General features: G+C 63.8%; 20 protein-coding genes. 10 read left to right on the forward strand and 10 right to left on the reverse strand.

The window, feature by feature from the left end; genetic code table 11:
* Positions 1 to 16 precede the first annotated feature (16 nt).
* Entirely contained in the window at positions 17 to 679 is a 663-nt protein-coding gene (locus CGZ66_RS06435) for a class I SAM-dependent DNA methyltransferase (RefSeq protein WP_425352267.1), read from the reverse strand.
* Between the two features lie 69 nt (positions 680 to 748).
* Here CGZ66_RS06435 and CGZ66_RS06440 point away from each other — a divergent pair, with 69 nt between their 5' ends.
* Positions 749 to 1,666 carry a phosphotransferase family protein gene (locus CGZ66_RS06440; protein ID WP_095082668.1) on the forward strand — a complete coding sequence of 306 codons (918 nt, stop codon included), beginning with the start codon at positions 749 to 751 and terminating at the stop codon, positions 1,664 to 1,666.
* 18 nt (positions 1,667 to 1,684) lie between these two features.
* On the opposite strand, the gene CGZ66_RS06445 is transcribed toward CGZ66_RS06440, so the two are convergent.
* From CGZ66_RS06445 to ilvD, 3 genes are all read right to left on the reverse strand, one after another.
* Positions 1,685 to 2,608 (reverse strand): DMT family transporter, encoded by a 924-nt coding sequence (locus CGZ66_RS06445; protein WP_095082671.1) that lies wholly within the window; start codon positions 2,606 to 2,608, stop codon positions 1,685 to 1,687.
* A gap of 177 nt (positions 2,609 to 2,785) precedes the next feature.
* Positions 2,786 to 4,078 carry an amidohydrolase family protein gene (locus CGZ66_RS06450; protein ID WP_095082675.1) on the reverse strand — a complete coding sequence of 431 codons (1,293 nt, stop codon included), beginning with the start codon at positions 4,076 to 4,078 and terminating at the stop codon, positions 2,786 to 2,788.
* A 253-nt stretch (positions 4,079 to 4,331) separates the two neighbouring features.
* A complete protein-coding gene (gene ilvD, locus CGZ66_RS06455) occupies positions 4,332 to 6,176 on the reverse strand; it encodes a dihydroxy-acid dehydratase (RefSeq protein WP_095082678.1) in 1,845 nt (614 codons plus the stop codon).
* A gap of 197 nt (positions 6,177 to 6,373) precedes the next feature.
* Between ilvD and CGZ66_RS06460 the strand changes: the two genes are divergently transcribed.
* The 3 genes from CGZ66_RS06460 (at position 6,374) to CGZ66_RS06470 (ending at position 7,829) form a co-directional block, all read left to right on the forward strand.
* On the forward strand, positions 6,374 to 6,718 hold the full coding sequence (locus CGZ66_RS06460; RefSeq protein WP_095082680.1) for an ArsR/SmtB family transcription factor: 345 nt from the start codon (positions 6,374 to 6,376) through the stop codon (positions 6,716 to 6,718).
* Between the two features lie 73 nt (positions 6,719 to 6,791).
* A complete protein-coding gene (locus tag CGZ66_RS06465; protein WP_245331030.1) occupies positions 6,792 to 7,319 on the forward strand; it encodes an SRPBCC family protein in 528 nt (175 codons plus the stop codon).
* A 39-nt stretch (positions 7,320 to 7,358) separates the two neighbouring features.
* Positions 7,359 to 7,829, forward strand: coding sequence for a VOC family protein (locus CGZ66_RS06470; protein ID WP_095082685.1), 471 nt, complete (start codon positions 7,359 to 7,361; stop codon positions 7,827 to 7,829).
* Positions 7,830 to 7,990: 161 nt separating this feature from the next.
* Here CGZ66_RS06470 and CGZ66_RS06475 read toward each other — a convergent pair whose 3' ends face one another.
* The 3 genes from CGZ66_RS06475 to CGZ66_RS06485 form a co-directional block, all read right to left on the reverse strand.
* Complete coding sequence (locus CGZ66_RS06475) at positions 7,991 to 9,583, reverse strand: peptide chain release factor 3 (RefSeq protein WP_095082687.1); 1,593 nt, start codon at positions 9,581 to 9,583, stop codon at positions 7,991 to 7,993.
* A 99-nt stretch (positions 9,584 to 9,682) separates the two neighbouring features.
* Positions 9,683 to 10,612, reverse strand: a complete 930-nt coding sequence (locus CGZ66_RS06480) for a haloalkane dehalogenase (protein WP_095082689.1) — start codon at positions 10,610 to 10,612, stop codon at positions 9,683 to 9,685.
* A complete protein-coding gene (locus CGZ66_RS06485; protein ID WP_095082691.1) occupies positions 10,609 to 11,205 on the reverse strand; it encodes a TetR/AcrR family transcriptional regulator in 597 nt (198 codons plus the stop codon). Before CGZ66_RS06485 ends, CGZ66_RS06480 begins: the two co-directional genes overlap by 4 nt.
* A 117-nt stretch (positions 11,206 to 11,322) precedes the next feature.
* Between CGZ66_RS06485 and CGZ66_RS06490 the strand changes: the two genes are divergently transcribed.
* Positions 11,323 to 12,396: an NAD(P)/FAD-dependent oxidoreductase gene (locus tag CGZ66_RS06490; protein WP_095082693.1), complete on the forward strand. Its 1,074-nt coding sequence runs from the start codon at positions 11,323 to 11,325 to the stop codon at positions 12,394 to 12,396.
* Here CGZ66_RS06490 and CGZ66_RS06495 read toward each other — a convergent pair.
* The 3 genes from CGZ66_RS06495 to CGZ66_RS06510 all read right to left on the reverse strand — a co-directional run bounded on the left by CGZ66_RS06495 (position 12,390) and on the right by CGZ66_RS06510 (position 15,190).
* Positions 12,390 to 13,763: an amidase gene (locus tag CGZ66_RS06495; protein WP_095082696.1), complete on the reverse strand. Its 1,374-nt coding sequence runs from the start codon at positions 13,761 to 13,763 to the stop codon at positions 12,390 to 12,392. The genes CGZ66_RS06490 and CGZ66_RS06495 overlap by 7 nt on opposite strands.
* 362 nt (positions 13,764 to 14,125) lie before the next feature.
* Positions 14,126 to 14,926 carry a class II glutamine amidotransferase gene (locus CGZ66_RS06505; protein WP_095082698.1) on the reverse strand — a complete coding sequence of 267 codons (801 nt, stop codon included), beginning with the start codon at positions 14,924 to 14,926 and terminating at the stop codon, positions 14,126 to 14,128.
* Between the two features lie 15 nt (positions 14,927 to 14,941).
* Positions 14,942 to 15,190: a DUF6356 family protein gene (locus CGZ66_RS06510; protein WP_095082700.1), complete on the reverse strand. Its 249-nt coding sequence runs from the start codon at positions 15,188 to 15,190 to the stop codon at positions 14,942 to 14,944.
* 115 nt (positions 15,191 to 15,305) lie between these two features.
* Here CGZ66_RS06510 and CGZ66_RS06515 point away from each other — a divergent pair, with 115 nt between their 5' ends.
* The 5 genes from CGZ66_RS06515 to CGZ66_RS06535 all read left to right on the forward strand — a co-directional run bounded on the left by CGZ66_RS06515 (position 15,306) and on the right by CGZ66_RS06535 (position 18,849).
* On the forward strand, positions 15,306 to 15,776 hold the full coding sequence (locus CGZ66_RS06515; RefSeq protein ID WP_095082702.1) for an Lrp/AsnC family transcriptional regulator: 471 nt from the start codon (positions 15,306 to 15,308) through the stop codon (positions 15,774 to 15,776).
* Positions 15,777 to 15,866: 90 nt separating this feature from the next.
* Positions 15,867 to 16,352, forward strand: coding sequence for a dUTP diphosphatase (gene dut, locus CGZ66_RS06520; protein WP_095082704.1), 486 nt, complete (start codon positions 15,867 to 15,869; stop codon positions 16,350 to 16,352).
* Positions 16,352 to 17,014 (forward strand): HAD family hydrolase, encoded by a 663-nt coding sequence (locus CGZ66_RS06525; RefSeq protein WP_095082706.1) that lies wholly within the window; start codon positions 16,352 to 16,354, stop codon positions 17,012 to 17,014. The genes dut and CGZ66_RS06525 overlap by 1 nt, the downstream gene beginning before the upstream one ends.
* Before the next feature lie 95 nt (positions 17,015 to 17,109).
* Positions 17,110 to 17,964 (forward strand): hypothetical protein, encoded by an 855-nt coding sequence (locus CGZ66_RS06530; RefSeq protein WP_095082708.1) that lies wholly within the window; start codon positions 17,110 to 17,112, stop codon positions 17,962 to 17,964.
* 81 nt (positions 17,965 to 18,045) lie between these two features.
* Positions 18,046 to 18,849: an isocitrate lyase/PEP mutase family protein gene (locus CGZ66_RS06535; RefSeq protein ID WP_095082710.1), complete on the forward strand. Its 804-nt coding sequence runs from the start codon at positions 18,046 to 18,048 to the stop codon at positions 18,847 to 18,849.
* Positions 18,850 to 18,859 lie beyond the last annotated feature (10 nt).

Below are 18,859 nucleotides of genomic sequence, written 5' to 3' on the forward strand. Positions count from 1 at the left end.
GGGGTCAAAGCGTAGATCAGGTGACGCGCAGGGCGAGACCGCGGCTTGGCAAGGTGTCGGCCTCGCCCGGCATGGAGACGTAGGGACGCGTTTCCTCGACGCGGGTGACAAGGCCTTGCGCTTCGAGTTCGGCGATGCGCGCGCCAAAGCCGGCTTCCCACAGCGTGTTCTTGACTGTCAGCACGATGATGCCACCCGGCCGGCAGATGCGGATCAGTTCGTCCAGCCCCTCGGCACCGACATGGCCGGAGGTGAAGACGCCAGCCGAAATGATGCCGGTATAGGCATCGTCGGCAAACGGCAGCTTGCCGCCGAGCGCCAGGCAATGCAGCGCCGAATAGACCCCCTTGCGGGCGGCCTGGGCCAGCATGCCTTCAGATATGTCGAGCGCCTCGACCAAGGGATAGCCTGTTATATCAAGCCATTCGCCAATAAGCCCGGTGCCGGCTCCCGCATCGAGCAGCGGCGCGGCACCGCGCGGCAGATGGCGGGCCAGCAAGGCAAGGCAGATCGTCGGATGGCGATAGCCGGCGGCCGACATGTCGGCGTCATAGGTCTGCGACCAGCGGTCATAGAGTGCCGCGACGTCCTCTGGCCGCTTCGCCGCGTAGGCTGCTGCAAGCGGGCCTCGATGTTTGCTGTGCGCCACTTTTGTCCTGTCCACCAATCGGTCTTGCATCGCATGATAGCCAAACCACGAAAATTGTGGAACCGTCGCTGCGACAAATAACAGCGTGGGGGCGCAGGCATGGTGACAGACGAGGCGCGTGCGGCACTTGCCGACATTTCCTTGGCCACCATTCCCATGCTGGCCGGCTACACCGGGCCGCTCGAACGGCTCGGCGGCCTCACCAATCTGGTCTTCAAGGCTGGCGGGTTCTGCCTGCGCATTCCCGGCAAGGGCACCGAGGAATACATCAACCGCGCCAACGAGGCGGTGGCGGCGCGCGAAGCGGCAAAAGCGGGGGTCAGTCCAGAGGTGCTGCATGTCGATCCCGCCACCGGGGTCATGGTGACGCGCTTCATCGCCGGCGCCGAGACGATGTCGCCGGAGAAATTCAAGGTTCGGCCCGGCAGTCCGGCGCGGGCCGGCGAGGCCTTCCGCAAACTGCACAATTCCAACGCGGTGTTTCCCTTCCGCTTCGAACTGTTTGCGATGATCGACGACTATCTCAAGGTGCTGTCGACCAAGGACGTCGCCCTGCCCACCGGCTATCACGACGTGGTGCGCGAGGCCGGGAGCGTGCGGTCGGCGCTGGCCGCCCATCCTTTGCCTCTCGCTGCCTGCCACTGCGATCCACTGTGCGAGAACTTTCTCGATACAGGCGAGCGGATGTGGATCGTCGACTGGGAATATTCGGGCATGAACGATCCGCTCTGGGATCTCGGCGACCTCAGCGTGGAAGGTAAATTCGATACGGCGCAGGACGAAGAGATGATGCGCGTCTATTTCGGCGGCGAGGCGAGAGCGGCCGAGCGTGGCCGCATCGTCATCTACAAGGCGATGTGCGACCTGTTGTGGACATTGTGGGGGCTGATCCAGCTGGCCAACAACAATCCGGTCGACGATTTCCGCGCCTATGCCGACGGACGGTTCGTGCGCTGCAAGGCGTTGATGGAGACGGCGGAGTTTTCACGGCACCTGGCAGCGATACGCCTGGGTTAGGCACAGGAAATCTGGACCCTAATTGACGCCTTTCGGCACGTTTTCGGGCGGCACCGTGGTGTCGACCACTTTCTGGCGGTGGAAGATGAACAGGCCGGCGAGAACGACGATGCCTGAGCCGATCAGGATGCGCGGACCGGGAACGTCACCAAAGAACACCAGCCCGAACACCACCGCCCACAGGAGCAGCGTGTAATGTAGCGGCGCCAGCGTCGAGGCCGGGGCCAGCTTGAGCGCCCTGGTGATCATCAGATGCGCGCCGCATGAAACGATACCGAGCAGCAGCATGGCGCCGAAATCAAGCGCCGACGGGGTCTGCCAGGCGCCGATGGTCAACACGCCGCCGACCACCATCGTGCCGATGGTCTGCCATGTCACCAGGTTGGTGTCGCTGGTGCCGCGCAGGCGCCGGTTGAGGATGATGGCGAAGGCGAAGGCAATGCTGCCGGCGAGCGCGAAGCTCGATGACAACGAGAACGCCGCCGAGGACGGTTTCAGCATGATCACCACGCCGCAGAAGCCGAGCAGGATCGCCATCCAGCGGCGCCAGCCGACCTTCTCGCCGAGCAACAAATGCGAGAGTGCCGCGACATAGATCGGTCCGGCCATGTAGAAGCTCATCACGTCGGCAAGCGGCAGGTAGACAACGGCGGCATAGAACAGTGCCGTGTCGAGCGTAGTCATGACCACACGCAGCAGCTGCAGCTCCAGGCGCTCCATGTGAAACAGCTTGGCCGTGCCCTGGTGGGCGATCATCGGGCCAAGCACGAAGAACGCGCCTATGGAACGGATCAGCACCACCTGGCCGACGGAGAAGCTGGCGACCAGCCACTTGCCCATGGCGTCGTTCAGCGCAAACAGGAAATCGCCGGCCAGCATCAGCAGGATGCCGGCCAGAAGCACGTTCCTGATTGTGGAATTCTGCGCCACGGGCTGCGTCATGCCGATCCCGATTCCTCCCTAGAGCAGATGCCGAAAAGTGTGAAGCGGTTTTCGGACGACATCATGCTCTATCTCTTTGATTTAGAGCCGCGTCGTAGACTGAAGCGCCTGCTTTGACGAGGAGAAATCCGGAAATCCGCAAGGCCAGAACCGGGAATCGGCTGGGTCTGGCCTGTTCTATTGGGCCTGATGCGGCGTCCGGTGCCTGCGGTTCACGAGGCCGGGCCTGCCCGGGATGGACAGCCTGGTGTGCTGCTTCGACCGCTGCGCCACCACCTTGCCCTTGGCGATGACGCACAGGCGTTCGGCGCGCAGGCGCAGGGCTTCGATCGGATTGCCGGCATCCAGGATGACCAGGCTGGCGCGCTTGCCGACCGCCAGGCCCAGATGATCGAGCCCCATGATCGACGCGTTGACATTGGTGACCATGTCGAAGCAGCGGGCCATGTCGGCCGGGCTCGACATCTGAGCAACATGCAGGCCCATGAAGGCGACGTCGAGCATGTCGGCGGTGCCCAGCGAGTACCAGGGATCGAGCACGCAATCCTGGCCCCAGCCGACGCGGATGCCCAGCGCCTGCATTTCCTTGACCCGGGTCATACCGCGGCGCTTGGGAAAGGTGTCGTGGCGGCCCTGCAGCATGATGTTGATCAGCGGATTGGGGATCGCCGAAACACCCGCCTCGGCGATCAGCGGCAGCAATTTCGAGACATAGTAATTGTCCATCGAATGCATCGAGGTGAGGTGTGAGCCGGCGACCTTGCCCTGCAGGCCGAGGCGCTGCGTCTCATAGGCAAGCTGTTCGATATGGCGCGACAGCGGGTCGTCGGTCTCGTCGCAATGCAGGTCGACCATCAGGCCGCGCTCTGCCGCGATCTCGCACAGGTCCGTCACCGAGCGCGTGCCGTCGGCCATGGTGCGCTCGAAATGCGGAATGCCGCCGACGATGTCGACGCCCATGTCGAGTGCGCGGATGGTGTTGTCGCGTGCCGTCGGCGAGCGATAAAGCCCGTCCTGCGGAAAGGCGACCAATTGCAGGTCGATATACGGGGCGATCGTCTTCTTGACCTCGAGCAGGGCCTCGACCGCCAGCAGCCTGTCGTCGCAGACATCGACGTGGGTGCGGATGGCAAGCAGGCCCATCGATACCGCCCAGTCGCAGTAGGCAAGCGCGCGGTCGCGCACCGCTTCATGGGTCAACAACGGCTTCAGCTCGCCCCACAGCGAGATGCCTTCGAGCAGGGTGCCCGACGCGTTGATGCGCGGTATGCCGTAGGAGAGCGTTGCATCCATGTGGAAATGCGGGTCGACGAAGGGCGGCGAGACCAGATTGCCACTGGCGTCGATCGCCGTGCCGGCGGTGACATCGAGCTTCGGCTCGATCGCCGCGATCGTCTCGCCGACGATGCCGATATCGGCGACCCTGCCATCAGGCAGCGTACCGCCGCGAACGATAAGGTCGAAATCCATCCGTCGTCATCCCGCTTGAAGAATCAGCATTCTATCGTGGCGGCAAAAATCTGCGGCGCTTGTGCCGCCCGCCTGCCGGCACCTTCTCTCCGTATAGTGACGGGGAAAAGGGACATGCTGCGGCCTCGCCGTTCTTTGTCAACGCCTACAATTGGCGAAATCGTTGGTGACGGCGCCTTTCTCCCCGTCACTATACGGGGAGAAATGTCCGGCAGGACAATAAGGGGCAGCGCCACGCTGATGGAATTCAGCCTTACTCCGGCACGAACCTGACCGCGCCCTTGGCAGCGCTGGTCGCCATCGCGGCGTAGGCGCGCAAGGCTGTCGTGACCTTGCGCTTGCGCTTTTCCTCGGGCTTCCAGGCAGCAATCCCCTTGGCCTCCATCGCCGCCCGGCGACTGGCAAGTTCAGCATCGCTGACGGCAAGGCGGATGGTCCGGTTCGGGATGTCGATCTCGACCGTATCGCCCTCCTGCACCAGGCCGATCAAACCGCCCTCGGCGGCTTCCGGCGAGACATGGCCGATCGACAGGCCGGAGGTGCCACCGGAGAAGCGGCCGTCGGTGACCAGCGCGCAGGCCTTGCCCAGGCCCTTCGACTTCAGATAGCTGGTCGGGTAGAGCATTTCCTGCATGCCGGGACCGCCGCGCGGCCCCTCATAGCGGATGACGACGACATCACCGGCCTTGATCTCGTTGGCCAGGATCGCCTTGACGCTGGCGTCCTGGCTTTCGAACACGCGGGCCGGGCCGGTGAACTTCAGGATCGATTCGTCGACGCCGGCGGTCTTCACGATGCAGCCGTCGAGCGCCAGATTGCCCTTCAACACGGCAAGGCCGCCATCCTTGGAGAAGGGGTGCTCAACCGAGCGGATGACGCCTTTCTCGCGGTCGAGGTCGAGGTCGTCCCAGCGGCGGTCCTGGCTGAAGGCAACCTGCGTCGGCACGCCGCCAGGCGCGGCGAGGAAGAAATCGCGCACGCTTTGGCTGGTCGAGCGCGAAATGTCCCAATGGTCGAGCGCTTCCCCCAGCGTGCGTGTGTGCACGGTCGGCAGATCGCGATTGATCAAGCCGGCATTGTCGAGCTGGCCGAGGATCGCCATGATGCCGCCGGCGCGGTGGACGTCTTCCATGTGCACATCCGCCTTGGCGGGAGCCACCTTGCACAGCACCGGCACCTTGCGTGACAGCGCGTCGATGTCATCCTGATCGAAGTTGATCTCGCCTTCATGCGCGGCGGCCAGTATGTGCAGCACGGTGTTGGTCGAGCCGCCCATGGCGATGTCGAGCGTCATGGCGTTTTCGAAGGCAGCCTTCGAGGCGATGTTGCGCGGCAACGCGGTTTCATCGTCCTGCTCGTAGTAGCGCTGGGCGAGATCGACGATCAGGTGGCCGGCTTCGACGAACAGGCGCTTACGGTCGGCATGCGTGGCCAGCGTCGAGCCGTTGCCCGGCAGCGACAGGCCAAGCGCCTCGGTCAAACAATTCATCGAATTGGCGGTGAACATGCCCGAGCAGGAACCGCAGGTCGGGCAGGCCGAGCGTTCGATGACCTTGACGTCCTCGTCGGAGATCTTGTCGTCGGCGGCCGCCACCATGGCGTCGACCAGGTCGAGCGCCTGCGTCTTGCCGGCCAGCACCACCTTGCCGGCTTCCATCGGTCCGCCGGAGACGAAGACGGTCGGGATGTTGAGGCGTAAGCTGGCCATCAGCATGCCCGGCGTGATCTTGTCGCAATTGGAGATGCAGACCATGGCGTCGGCGCAGTGCGCGTTGACCATGTATTCGACGGAATCGGCGATCAGTTCGCGCGACGGCAGCGAATAGAGCATGCCGTCATGACCCATGGCGATGCCATCATCGACGGCGATGGTGTTGAATTCCTTGGCGACGCCGCCGGCCTTCTCGATCTCGCGCGCGACCAGCTGGCCGAGGTCCTTCAGGTGGACATGGCCCGGCACGAACTGGGTAAAGGAGTTGACCACCGCGATGATCGGTTTGCCGAAATCGGAATCCTTCATGCCGGTGGCGCGCCAGAGGCCGCGAGCGCCGGCCATGTTGCGGCCATGGGTGGTGGTGCGGGAGCGATAGGCAGGCATGAATTTTCCTTGGCTGGCTTGCTGCGCTCCATGCGGAGCGTGGCGGCGCTGAATTCGGACCGCAGGCCTTATAGACGCGCAAGCCTGGTCTGGCCACAATTTTGCAATGCGCCACGAAATCCGGATGTGCGGTTGACGAGCGGCGTTCACCTGTATATAGCCAATCAGGTATATACCCATTTGGCTATGGATACCCGATGAACCAGCTGGACGCCACTTTTGCCGCACTCGCCGATCCGACGCGCCGCGCCATTCTTGCCCGGCTCATCCAGGGCGAAGCATCCGTGATGGAACTCGCCGAGCCTTTTGCGATGAGCCAGCCCTCGATTTCCAAGCACCTCAAGGTGCTGGAAAATGCCGGATTGATTTCACGCGGCCGCGACGCACAGCGCCGGCCGTGCCGGCTCGAAGCAAAACCGCTGGCAGAGGCCAATGACTGGCTGGAGCGTTATCGAAGGATCTGGGAAGGCAACTTCCAGCGCCTCGACGCGTTGCTCGGCGCGATGAAGGCCGAGAAAGCCCCCGACAGTACCGACCAATAGCGCGAAAACATCGCGGCCTGTGTCGGATCACCGGCCTGCCGCACGTCCTTTGGCAAACATGAGGAGGATCATCATGAGCACCACAACCTTGCCCGGCTCGACCGTCGCCACACTGACGGTGACCACGCCCAGCGACCGCGAGGTCCAGATCACCCGCATCTTCGATGCATCGCGGCCGATGGTCTTCGACTGCTGGACGATACCGGAGCTGCTGAAGGGCTGGCTGCACGGCCCCGATGGCTGGCGGCTGGCGGTCTGCGAAATTGACCTCAGGGTTGGCGGCGCCACACGCTACGTCTGGCAGCACCGCGATGGCCGCAGCATGGGCATGAGCGGCGCCTATCGCGAAATCGTGCGTCCAGCCAGGATCGTCGCCACCGAATTGTTCGACGAGGACTGGACCGGTGGCGAAACCATCGGGACGGTGGTCTTCACCGAACAGAGCGGGAAGACGCTTCTGACGCAGACGGTGCTCTACGCTTCGCAAGCGGCCCGCGACGGCGCGCTCGGCACCGGGATGACCCGCGGCATGGGCGAGAGCTATGCCCAGCTCGACGCTTATCTCGCTTCACTTCAGGACGCTGCCAAAGGCGCCGCCTGACGCTTCCTTCATCCCCCAAGAGAAACGAGGAGAAAGACCATGCAAAAGATCACCACCTTCCTGTGGTTCGACGGACAGGCCGAGGAGGCCATGAACCATTACATGTCCGTCTTCAAGAATTCGAAGGAGCTGAGCGTGACGCGTTGGCCCAAGGGTCACGCTGATGAGGGCAAGGTGCTGGTGGCCTCGTTCGAACTCGACGGCGTCCCGTTCCTGGCGCTCAACGGCGGACCACAATACAAGTTCACCGAGGCGATCTCACTATCGATCGACTGCAAGACGCAGGAAGAAGTCGATCATTTCTGGACCAGGCTCACAGAGGGTGGCGGCGAACCAGGACCCTGTGGCTGGCTGAAGGACAAGTTCGGTGTTTCCTGGCAGGTCGTGCCGGAACAACTGCCGCGCCTGCTGCAGGATCCGGACAGGGCCAAGGCCGGCCGGGCGATGAATGCGATGATGCAGATGGGCAAGATCGACATCGCCAAGATCGAAGAAGCGGCCAGAGGGTGAGCGGACTTCCCCTTCTCCCGCTTGTGGGAGAAGGTGGATCGGCGCGCAGCGCCTAGACGGATGAGGGGTGTTCCAGCGGAGTGAGACCTTGGCGTTCCCTGGAACCATCCGTCGCCTTCGGCGACACCTTCTCCCACAAGGGGAGAAGGCAAGATGGCGCTTCAAGCCGCCCTGTCGCGAACCTGATAGTCCTTGATCGTGGCGAAGCGGATCGCCTTCCAGCGTTCCGCTTCGTAGTTCAGCGAGAAGGCGTGCTGGGCGAGGAACACCGGATCATTGTCGAGGTCGCGGGCGATGTCGCCGCGATGTGCCTCGATGAAACGCAAAACCTCGGCCTTGTCCTCGGCCGATATCCAGCGGCAGACCGAAAAGCGTGACATCTCGAACTCGACCGGGAGCGTGTATTCGAAGTTCAGCCGCTCCTTCAGGACGTCGAGCTGCAGCGCGCCGACGACGCCGACGATGGCCGGCGAGCCATCCTCGGGCGAGAACAATTGCACGACGCCCTCCTCAGCCATCTGGTGCAGCGCTTCCTTGAGCTTCTTGGCCTTCATCGCGTCACCCAAGCGGACGCGGCGCAGGATTTCCGGGGCGAAGTTGGGCACGCCTCGGAACAGGATTTCCTCGCCCTCGGTCAGCGTGTCGCCGATGCGCAGCGTGCCGTGGTTGGGGATGCCGACGACGTCGCCGGCAAACGCCTCGTCGGCGGTGACGCGGGTGCGGGCAAAGAAGAATTGCGGTGCCGACAGGCTCATCGGCTTTCCCGTGCGCACCAGCTTGGCCTTCATGCCGCGCTCGAGCTTGCCCGAGCAGACGCGGACGAAGGCGATGCGGTCGCGGTGATTGGGATCCATGTTGGCCTGGATCTTGAAGACGAAGGACGTCATCTTGTCCTCGGTCGCCTCGACCTTGCGGGCATCGGCCTCCTGCGCGCGCGGCGGCGGCCCAAAGGCGCCAAGCGCCTCGATCAGGTCGCGGACGCCATAATTGCGCAGCGCCGAGCCGAAATAGACCGGCGTCAGATGGCCCTCGCGAAAGGCGTCGATGTCGAGCGGACGGCAGGCTTCGCGCGCCAGTTCCAGTTCCTCGATGAAGGCCTCGCGCTCGTTCTCCGGCAACAGGCCGGCGACGCGGTTGGAATCGGGACCGTTGACCGGCGTACGTTCCTTCTCGTCGTCACCCTTGCGCACCGCATTCAGCGCCAGGTGATAGGTGCCGGAAAACGTCTTGCCGCGACCGATCGGCCAGGTGATCGGTGCGGTATCCAGCGCCAGCTTCTGTTCGATCTCGTCCAGAATCTCGAACGGATCGCGGCTTTCGCGGTCCATCTTGTTGACGAAGGTGATGATCGGAATGTCGCGCAGCCGGCAAACCTCGAACAGTTTCAGCGTGCGCGGCTCGATGCCCTTGGCGGCGTCGATGACCATGACCGCGCTGTCGACGGCCGACAGCGTACGATAGGTGTCGTCGGCGAAATCCTCGTGGCCGGGCGTGTCGAGCAGGTTGAAGACATTGTCCTCATATTCGAACGTCATCACCGAAGTAACGACCGAAATGCCGCGCTCGCGCTCGATCTTCATCCAGTCGGAGCGGGTCTGGATCCTATCCTTCTTGGCCTTGACCTCGCCGGCAAGCTGAATGGCGCCGCCGAACAGCAGCAGCTTTTCGGTGAGCGTTGTCTTGCCGGCGTCCGGGTGAGCGATGATCGCGAAGGTGCGGCGGCGCGCCACTTCTTCTTCTATTGCTTCAGGCATTCTTCAGGATTTCCGTGTGACAGGCCGGGCTTCTAGCAGCGCAGTGCCGGGCTGTCGACCGGTCCGGCGGCGCTGACACCGCCGGTTGCCGTGGCTTGCTCAGGCCAACTCGGCCGTACGGCTCGCCGGAACGATCCCCGGAAGCCAGCCGGCAATGGCCTCGCCTATCGCGTCGGCATGGTCCTCCTGCAGATAGTGCGCGCCAGGCCCGAGATTGATGAACCGGCAGTTCTTCAGCCCGGCGGCGAATTCGCCTGCGGCTTGCGGTGAGATCAGCGCACCCGGATCGCCAGCGAACAGCAGTTTCGGGTAGGTGGAAAGCCGCAGCGCCCGATGGTCGTGCTCGCTGATGGAGGCGACGTCGGCAGGCTGACCCTCGATCGGCAATTCCCTGGGCAGGCGCAGCACCGGCTTGCGCGATCGCGGCGTCGGGAATGGCGCCCGGTAAGCCGTCATCTCCTCGTCGCTCATTGTCCGCAAAACCGAGGCCGGCAGCACTTTCTCGACGAAGACATTGTCTTCCAGAACCAACTTTTCGCCGACATCCGGCGTGCGCAGCGCCTTGAACAGCTCGCGGGCCTGCGGACGCTGGTGAAAATCCTCCCAGCGCCCGAAGGGCCGGATGAATTCCATGAAGGCCAGGCCGAGAATGTTGCGCGGCCGCCGCGCCGCGAGATGGAAGGCAAGTGCCGTGCCCCAGTCCTGCGCGACCATCACCATTTCCCTGATGTCGAGCGCATCGAGGAAGGCGTCGAGATAGCGGACATGATCGAAGAAGCGATAGTCGATATCGGGCTTGCCGGACTGGCCGTAACCGATCAGGTCCGGTGCGATGCAGCGCCCGAGCGGCGCGACATGCGGGACGATGTTGCGCCAGATGTGGGATGAGGTCGGATTGCCATGCAGGAACAGCACGGTCGGACCGACCACGCCGGCCTCGACATAGGACATGGTCGAATCGAGCACGGCGATTTCCTCGCGCCGCGATGCGGTGGAGCCGGATTTCGGCTTGTCGACGTTCAAACTCATTGGATCGGCTCCTTTGCAAAGACTGTGCTGAAGATGATTTTCTTGAAGCGCTCGAGCGGCGCCGGGCTGCGCTCGACCTTCATGCGCAGCATGGCGCCTTGCCACGACGACAGCAGGAAGTCGGCGAGGTCGTCGGCATCGAAAACCCGGGGGATGTCACCGCCCGCCTGGCCCTCGGCGATGCAGGCCGCGAATGGCTGGCGCCAGCGCTCGAAGATGGCGACAAGCCGCAGGCGTAGCGGTTCGCTGTGCACCGCGGTTTCGAGGCTGAGATTGCCGATCATGCAGCCGCGCGCCCAGTCATGCGCTTCGAGCTTCGAGGTGATGACATCGAGGTAGCGGCGGAGCCTGCCGACGGGCGGCGTCCCGTCCTGCGCAAGGGCTGTTTCGACCAGGCCGCTGACATAGGCGAAATAGCGGTCGAGCACCTCGCCGGCAAACTCCTCCTTGGAGGCGAAATGGTTGGTGAACGAACCTGGCCGGGCATCAGCCGCGGCAACGATGTCGCGCACGCCGGCAGCGGCATAGCCTGAATTCCATATGGTCCGGAAACCAGCGTCGAGGAGTTTTTCGCGGAGTGATTGTCTAGCCATGGGAGAATAATACGTACGTACGTATTGATGTCAAGCGGCGTATTTGGTGTTGGCAAGCGACCATGGGGATGGCACTGGAATCAGTGCCCTCAGGGGCCACGAGGCAGAGGAGCAAGCATGACTGCGGCGAAACAAATGATCGTCATCGGCGCCGGCATCATCGGTGCCTCCATAGCCTGGCATCTGACCAAGGCAGGGGCGCAGGTGATGGTCATTGCCGACAGCGCCGCCGGCGGCGTCGCGACGCCGAACTCGTTTGCCTGGATCAATGCCAGCTGGGGCAATCCGCAGCCATATTTCCGGCTGCGCACCCGCGCGATGGCCGAATGGACGCGGCTGGCTCGGGACCTGCCCGGCCTCCCACTCAGCTGGTGCGGTGGCCTGTGCTGGGATTTGTCGGCGGCCGCAATGGAAACCTACGCCGCCGAGCACTCCGCCTGGGGCTACGGCATCAAGCGCGTCGACCGCACTGGCGTCGCGCGCCTCGAGCCCAATCTCGCCGAGCTGCCGGATGTCGCCTTGCACGTCGCCGAAGAGGGTGTCGCCGAACCGGTGGCCGCCACCAGGGCGCTGCTGGCGGACGCCGAACGGCGCGGCGCGCGGATCATCTCCAGCACGGTGACGGCGCTGGTCCAGACTGGCGACCATATTACCGGCGTCGACACATCGCATGGCCTGATAGCTGCCGACGAGGTGGTGATCGCGGCAGGCGTCGGGTCACCGCCTATCGCCGCGACGGCCGGGATTGACCTGCCGATCGAGACACCGCCCGGGCTGATCGTCCATTCGCGGCCTTATGCAAAACTGCTCAACGGGCTGGTGCTGGCCGAGCGGCTACACATGCGCCAGACGGCGGAGGGCCGCATCATCGCCGGCTCGGATTTTGGCGGCGCCGACCCTGGCGTGGATGCCGAAGTCACCGCCCGCGACCTGTTTGCGGCCCTGAAAGCCATGCTGCGCGGCGGTGACGGACTGGAGCTGGATTTCCATACTGTCGGCTACCGGCCGACGCCGATCGACGGTTTTCCGATCATCGGCCGCGCCGAGGGCATGGACGGTCTCTACGTCGCGGTCATGCATTCGGGCATCACGCTGGCGCCGGCTGTCGGCCTGTTCGCCGCCCGGGAAATCCTCGACGGCGAGCGCGACCCGCTGCTGGCGCCCTACGGGCTGTCGCGCTTCGCTCAGTAACCCGGCGGACGGCGAAAGCCACCCGCCAGCGGTTCGATTGCCTTGGCGACGCCGAGCAGCCGCGACTCCGACCAGCGTTTGCCGACCAGTTGCAGGCCGATCGGCAAACCGTCGCGGTCCTGTCCGCACGGCAGCGAAAGTGCCGGATGGCCGCTGTAGTTGAACACGGCGCCATAGGCCGGCAGCATCCAGTAGCTCTGCTCTTTGCCGTCGACCTGGATCGGCGCGCCCGGATCGCAATGCGGGAAGGCCGTCGTCATGGCGACCGGGCAAAGCAGCGCATCCCAGGTTTCGAAGAACTGGTCCCAGGCGAGAATGGATCTGTCGCGGCGGGCGAGCGCCTCGAACCAGCGCGAGACCGGTGTCGGCTCCTCCGGCGGCTCCGGCTGCGCGGCCTCCATCATCATGCCGATCAGCGCGCCGCCTTGCTTGAGATCGTCGTGCAGGTCGAGTTTTCGACGTTTCGCTTCCTCGACGGTCGCCCCTGCCGATTGCAGCCGCCTTGCCAGACTTTCGACCGCGGCGCTGATCTCGCTGGCCACTGGCAACCCTGGAAAGGTCGGTGCGAAGGCGATGCGCAATGTCTTGGGGTCGAGCTTCGGCATGCCTTCGACCGGCACCGGCGCAAGATCGGTATCGCTTCCGTCGGGGCCGGCAATGATTTGATAGATCAAGGCCAGATCTTCCACGCTGCGCGCCAGCGGGCCAAGACATGACATCTGCCGCACGCTGCGCGCGGCACCGCTGGGATCGGGGAAGGCGCCGGCCAGCGAGACGCGATGCTCGGTCGGTTTGAGGCCATAGACGCCGCAAAAGGCGGCGGGCAGCCGGATCGAATCCTGCATGTCGGAGCCGACATCGAACGGCGTCATCCCTGAGCAAAGCGCCGCCGCCGCGCCGCCGCTGGAGCCGCCCGCCGTGCGCTGGAGGTTCCACGGATTGCCGGTGCGGCCGAACAGCGGATTGTCCGACTGCCAGTCACCCAGCATGGTCGCGACATTGGTCTTGCCCATCAGCACCCCGCCGGCTGCCTTCAGCCTGGCAACGACCGGACTGTCCCGTTTGGCGACGTAATCGGCGAAGGCGGGAAAACCGACCGTGGTCTTCATGCCTGCCGTCTCGTGCATGTCCTTCAGCGTGAACGGCACGCCATGCAGCGGCCCAAGCGCCTCGCCGCGCGCCAGTGTTGCGTCGGCCCTTTTTGCGCGGTCGCGGGCGCCTTCCCGGTCGAGCGAGATGACGGCGTTGACCGCCCCATTGTGGTTGTCGATCTGCGCCAGATGGGCGTCGAGCGCCTCGACCGCGGAGACTTTTCGAGTGGCGATCGCGGCGGCCAGTGCGGCGGTTGTGGAAAAGGCGATGTCCATGATCAATGCTCCGGCTTGGCCGCGCGTGTCTGGATCAAGATGGCCGACAGCGACGCGACTTTAAGCGAAGTTGAGCATTTGAAACTCGCCAGTACTTGATCGAAATTGCGCCACGGAGATCAATTGAAGCCGGCGCTCTACGGCGCCCCCCTCTCTGTCCTGCCGGACATCTCCCCCACGGGTGGGGAGATTGGGTTTCACGACGGCTTTCGCCAATCTCCAACGTTGCAAGATTGAGCGAAGCGCTGAAGCTGCCAATCTCCCCACCCGTGGGGGAGATGTCCGGCAGGACAGAGGGGGGCGCGAAGGAACGCGAGGTTGCCGCAAAATTGGAAAGCCGGCAAAACTGGACAGCCGAAAGCCTACCCGACCAGCGCCAGCTTCGCGGCTGCCGGTGCAAAGGGACGGATGGCGATACCATCCCTGGTCATGGTGACGAAGCTCGATGGCGGGATCGCCTGCCAGTCGCCGCCCTCGCGATCGAACGGCTCGGAAACAATGCAGCGGCCGCCGCCTTTGCGGAAAACGGAGGTGTAAAGCGTCGGGGCGTGAGCGTCGGTGGCATAGCGCACCGCGTGCAGCGCCTGGCCGTCGGAGAAGGCGGCGGTGAGTTTCAGCGCGGGCTGGAGGCCGGCCCGGCGCGAGGCTTCAAGCACGCGGCTGGTGGCGCGCGAGACGGCGCCTTGCGGATCGGTGGCCAATCCTTCGTCGATCATCAGCAGGAAAAACAATTCGGAATCGGTGGTGCCTTCGCGTTGGTCGAAGACGGCATCGGACAGCGAGTTTTCCAGCGTCCGGCGGATCTTTTCAAAGCCGCCGATCTGGCCGTTGTGCATGAACGACCAGCGCTCCGAAATGAAGGGATGGCAGTTCATGCGGCTGGTGGCGCCGCCGGTCGAGGCCCGCACATGGGCAAGGAACAGGCCCGACTTGATCTGCCGGCACAGGCTCTTCAGATTGGGGTCGGACCAGGCCGGCAGGATGTCGCGGTAGAGACCGGGCTCCGGCCGGTCGCCATACCAGGCAAGGCCAAAGCCATCGCCATTGGTCGGCGATTTCGCTTCCTGGGCACAATGGCTCTGGGCAATCAGCGAGTGACAGGGCGCCGTGAGGATGTCTTCGAGAAAAACCGCTTCACCGAGATAGGCCGCCCACCGGCACATCGCTTCTGTCGTCCCCTAGGCACGATCCATGAGAGCCGTTGGCTCCTTGGTCCCGTGCGAGCCTCTGTTGTGCGTCCGCTCGTAAAGCTCGCGGACGATTCGGCTGGCGGTAGTCTCGAACAGAAATGGCAAGAAAGCGTGAACGAGCGCGGCACCCGCCGCCATCAGCAACCGCGACGAGAACCAGGCGGCAAAGGCCATATGGCCGAAATAGGTTTCACCGACCTTGGCCGGATGAGAGGTGAAGATCGTTGCGAGCGACATGCTGTTCCCCTTTCAGCGCTTGGTGTTCCTGATATGAGTATCATGACACGCTTCGCCGGTTCATTGGTCTCAAAATGTCCTTGTATTTGGCCGCTCCGTGGGACAAACATCCCACATGGCACCGGAAATCGACGAAATCGACCGTAAATTGCTGACCGAACTGCAACGCGACGGCACGCTGTCGGTCGACCAGCTGTCGGAACGGGTGGCCTTGTCGCGCAATGCCTGCTGGCGCCGGGTGAAGCGACTTGAGGAGGATGGCATCATCACCGGCCGCGTGGCGCTGGTCGATGCCGAAAAGCTCGGGCTTGGCCTCTCGGTGTTCGTCCTGATCCGCACGTCCAACCACGACCCGGACTGGCTGCAGAAGTTCCGGGCGGCGGTGACCGGCTTTCCCGAGATCACCGGCGTCTATCGCATGTCGGGCGACCTCGACTACGTGTTGCGCGCCCGGGTCGCCGACGTGAAGGCCTATGACCGGCTTTACCAGCGGCTTATCGCCAAGGTGGCGCTGTCGGACGTTTCGGCCTCCTTCGTGATGGAGGAGATCAAGGAGACCACCGTGGTTCCAATGGAACTGCGCTAGCTCTTGTCACAGTGATGCCCGAAAGAAAGCCGTTGATAGCGCTAGACCTGAGTTGACTGAATCGCCGTTCGCGCCGATAGGATCGATTTTATGCGCGCAGCCCTTCAAAATCCCTCCGTCATCGGTCCGACCGTCGGCTTCGTCAGGTTGCCGCATGGTGACGGACTTCCCCTCCCCGCCTATGAAAGCCCCGGCGCGGCCGGTATGGATCTGCGCGCGGCGGTGCCCGACGACCGGCCGCTGCTGATCCTGCCTGGAAAACGCGCTCTGGTGCCGACCGGGCTGATCCTGGAAATTCCCGAAGGCATGGAAGGCCAGGTCCGGCCACGCTCCGGCCTTGCTTTCAAACATGGTCTTACCGTCCTCAACACGCCCGGCACCATCGACAGCGACTATCGCGGCGAGGTGAAGGTGCTGCTGATCAATCTCGGTGACGAGGATTTCGCGGTGACGCGCGGCATGCGCATCGCCCAGATCGTGTTCGCGGCGGTGACGCAGGCGGCCGTGGAAGAGCGCAGCCTGGCTGGCGGCACGGCGCGTGGCTCAGGCGGGTTCGGATCGACCGGCACCGCCTGATGCCCGAACTGCCAAAACTCGTCATCTTCGACTGCGACGGGATCCTGGTCGATACAGAGAACCTCGCCAATCGACGCCTCGCCGAATGGCTTGTTACCGCCGGCTATCCGACGAGCTTCGAATATTGCCGCAAGCATTTCTCCGGCCGCAGCATGGCGTCGGTGCAAAAACAGATTGAAGAGGAGACCAGCGTCCGCCTCGGCGCCGATTTCGTCGACCGCTGGAATGCCGGCCTGCCGGACCTGTTCGCCCACGGGGTCGAGGCGATCCCTTACGTCCGCGAGTTTGTCGAAGCCGTGCGCTCAGCTGGCATCGCCTATTGCGTCGCCACCTCGGCCAGGGTGTCGAAGATGCACATCACACTTGGCCAGACCGGGCTGTTGCCGCTGTTCGAACACGCGATGTTCAGCTCGACGATGGTCGGGCGCGGCAAGCCATTCCCCGACCTGTTCCTGCATGCGGCCAAGACGATGGGCTTCGCGCCCGCCGACTGCGTCGTCATCGAGGACAGCGTCGCCGGCACGCAAGCCGGCATTGCCGCCGGCATGCGGGTGTTTTCCTATCATGGCGACCCCTATTCCGACCGCGACGGCCTGATCCAGGCCGGCGGCATCCTGTTCAACGACATGCGCGAGCTGGCCGGGCTGGTGCCGATCCACTGACCTGCCGGCCACCGATCCGCCGGGTTTGACGGACGGATTGGACGTCCCGGACCGCTATGCTACGTTCCGCGCGCCCGACAGACCAAGGCGCGCCTATGACAACGAACCTGCTTCGCTTCATCCTCGCCTTGACGCTGCTGCCATTTCTCTGGACAGCCGCCGGCGCGCAAGCCGTCAGCTTCCCGGAACTCGGCAGCGCGCTGCCCGGCCACCAGGACGTCACCTATCTCGACCTGGCGAGGATGGTCATCCCCGATCTCGCCGTGGACAAGGACGGCTTCTACAAGGGTGGGCTGCCGATCGACATGCGCCACATCGAGGGACCTGACAGCGGCGGTTCGCCGCCCGAGACATCGGGCTTTTCAAATGCCGCGGTGCTGGCCGTCAAGGCTGGAGGCAAGGACCGGCTGACTATGCTGTTCGACCTCGGTGATTCTCCCGACAGTGCCGAAGGCTATGCGGTGCTGGCGCTGTACGACACTTCGGCCAAGCCAAAGCTGCTCGACGCCGTCAATGTCGCGGTCGACCGTGGCACCTATTTCCGCGAACCAGGCAAGCTTTCCGTCAGCGCCAACGATGACATCCTCATCACCATGAGCGCGCATTTCAATTCGAACCAGAACTATGTGGCCACGCCGCTGATCATGGTTCGCGGCGACAAGTTCGAACTGATCGACATGATCTATACGTTCGATGAAAACCTGTGCAGCTACAGCCGCAAGCAGGACGTGGCCTTCCAGGCCATCGCCGACGACCGGCCTTTTGCCGCCATCAAGGTGACGGTGACCGATGCCACGGTGCCGAACGGTGAAAGCTGCGATGACACGCCGCCCGCGGCCGCGTCGCAGGACATTTCCGTCACCTATCACTGGGACACCACGGCCTCGCACTACGCCAAGGATTCCGACGCGCTGGAAAAATTGGCAGGAGAGAATGCCAAACGCTTCTGAACCAATGGCATTCGTTTGCCCGGCCAGTGAGGGCAGGATAAAATCCTCTCCGCCACGCCGCACATGATGGGGGGAATTACCATGGACAAGGGCAAGATCTTTCGTGACCTGCATGCCTCGACCTTCGTCATACCCAATCCCTGGGATGTCGGCACGACGAAGCTGCTGGATTCTTTCGGCTTCAAGGCGCTGGCGACGACCAGCGCCGGCTTTGCCTTTTCGCGCGGCCTGCCGGACGGCGCCGTGACCTTCGAAGCGATGATCCATCATTGCCGCGACGTGACGGCGGCGACCAGCCTGCCGGTCTCGGCCGATCTCGAGAGAGGCAAGGGCGACAGCGCCGAACGCGCCGCCGAAACCATTTTCGCGGCCGAAGCGGCCGGCCTTGCCGGCTGCTCGATCGAGGACCACACCGGCGATCCGGACAAGCCGATCTATGATTTCTCGCACGCCGTCGAGCGCGTCGCGGCCGCCGTGGAGGCGGCGCGGGCGTTGAAGCGTGATTTCGTCTTCACCGCGCGGGCCGAGAACTTCCTGTGGGGCAGGTCCGATCTCGACGACACCATCAAGCGGCTGCAGGCCTTCGAGAAGGCCGGCGCCGATGTGCTCTATGCGCCAGGCATCGGCGAAATAGAGATGGTGCGCACGATCTGCTCGGCGGTCAGCAAGCCGGTCAACGTCATGGCGAGGCCCGGCTTCACCGTCGCCGATCTCGCCATGGCTGGCGTAAAGCGCATTTCGCTCGGGCCGTGGTTGACCAATTTCGCCTATGGCATGTTGGAAACGGCGGCACGCGAGATCCAGCAGGACGGCACGTTCGGCTTCACCCGCGCCGCCATGCCGTTCGGCAAATTGCAGGCCTTGTTTGGCAAATCCCCAGATTAAGAGGCCTGTC

This window comes from Mesorhizobium sophorae, assembly GCF_002270415.1.
Classification (GTDB): domain Bacteria; phylum Pseudomonadota; class Alphaproteobacteria; order Rhizobiales; family Rhizobiaceae; genus Mesorhizobium; species Mesorhizobium sophorae.

What these genes read in the sequence shown, in the direction of transcription:
- CGZ66_RS06450 (WP_095082675.1), bottom strand. Translation starts at nt 4,078, where the DNA reads ATGGATTTCGACCTTATCGTTCGCGGCGGTACGCTGCCTGATGGCAGG.
- CGZ66_RS06535 (WP_095082710.1), top strand. Translation starts at nt 18,046, where the DNA reads ATGGACAAGGGCAAGATCTTTCGTGACCTGCATGCCTCGACCTTCGTC.
- CGZ66_RS06510 (WP_095082700.1), bottom strand. Translation starts at nt 15,190, where the DNA reads ATGTCGCTCGCAACGATCTTCACCTCTCATCCGGCCAAGGTCGGTGAA.
- CGZ66_RS06515 (WP_095082702.1), top strand. Translation starts at nt 15,306, where the DNA reads ATGGCACCGGAAATCGACGAAATCGACCGTAAATTGCTGACCGAACTG.
- CGZ66_RS06465 (WP_245331030.1), top strand. Translation starts at nt 6,792, where the DNA reads ATGAGCACCACAACCTTGCCCGGCTCGACCGTCGCCACACTGACGGTG.
- CGZ66_RS06440 (WP_095082668.1), top strand. Translation starts at nt 749, where the DNA reads ATGGTGACAGACGAGGCGCGTGCGGCACTTGCCGACATTTCCTTGGCC.
- CGZ66_RS06485 (WP_095082691.1), bottom strand. Translation starts at nt 11,205, where the DNA reads ATGGCTAGACAATCACTCCGCGAAAAACTCCTCGACGCTGGTTTCCGG.
- CGZ66_RS06470 (WP_095082685.1), top strand. Translation starts at nt 7,359, where the DNA reads ATGCAAAAGATCACCACCTTCCTGTGGTTCGACGGACAGGCCGAGGAG.
- ilvD (WP_095082678.1), bottom strand. Translation starts at nt 6,176, where the DNA reads ATGCCTGCCTATCGCTCCCGCACCACCACCCATGGCCGCAACATGGCC.
- CGZ66_RS06435 (WP_425352267.1), bottom strand. Translation starts at nt 679, where the DNA reads ATGCAAGACCGATTGGTGGACAGGACAAAAGTGGCGCACAGCAAACAT.
- CGZ66_RS06525 (WP_095082706.1), top strand. Translation starts at nt 16,352, where the DNA reads ATGCCCGAACTGCCAAAACTCGTCATCTTCGACTGCGACGGGATCCTG.
- CGZ66_RS06530 (WP_095082708.1), top strand. Translation starts at nt 17,110, where the DNA reads ATGACAACGAACCTGCTTCGCTTCATCCTCGCCTTGACGCTGCTGCCA.
- CGZ66_RS06480 (WP_095082689.1), bottom strand. Translation starts at nt 10,612, where the DNA reads ATGAGTTTGAACGTCGACAAGCCGAAATCCGGCTCCACCGCATCGCGG.
- CGZ66_RS06445 (WP_095082671.1), bottom strand. Translation starts at nt 2,608, where the DNA reads ATGACGCAGCCCGTGGCGCAGAATTCCACAATCAGGAACGTGCTTCTG.
- CGZ66_RS06505 (WP_095082698.1), bottom strand. Translation starts at nt 14,926, where the DNA reads ATGTGCCGGTGGGCGGCCTATCTCGGTGAAGCGGTTTTTCTCGAAGAC.
- dut (WP_095082704.1), top strand. Translation starts at nt 15,867, where the DNA reads ATGCGCGCAGCCCTTCAAAATCCCTCCGTCATCGGTCCGACCGTCGGC.
- CGZ66_RS06475 (WP_095082687.1), bottom strand. Translation starts at nt 9,583, where the DNA reads ATGCCTGAAGCAATAGAAGAAGAAGTGGCGCGCCGCCGCACCTTCGCG.
- CGZ66_RS06460 (WP_095082680.1), top strand. Translation starts at nt 6,374, where the DNA reads ATGAACCAGCTGGACGCCACTTTTGCCGCACTCGCCGATCCGACGCGC.
- CGZ66_RS06490 (WP_095082693.1), top strand. Translation starts at nt 11,323, where the DNA reads ATGACTGCGGCGAAACAAATGATCGTCATCGGCGCCGGCATCATCGGT.
- CGZ66_RS06495 (WP_095082696.1), bottom strand. Translation starts at nt 13,763, where the DNA reads ATGGACATCGCCTTTTCCACAACCGCCGCACTGGCCGCCGCGATCGCC.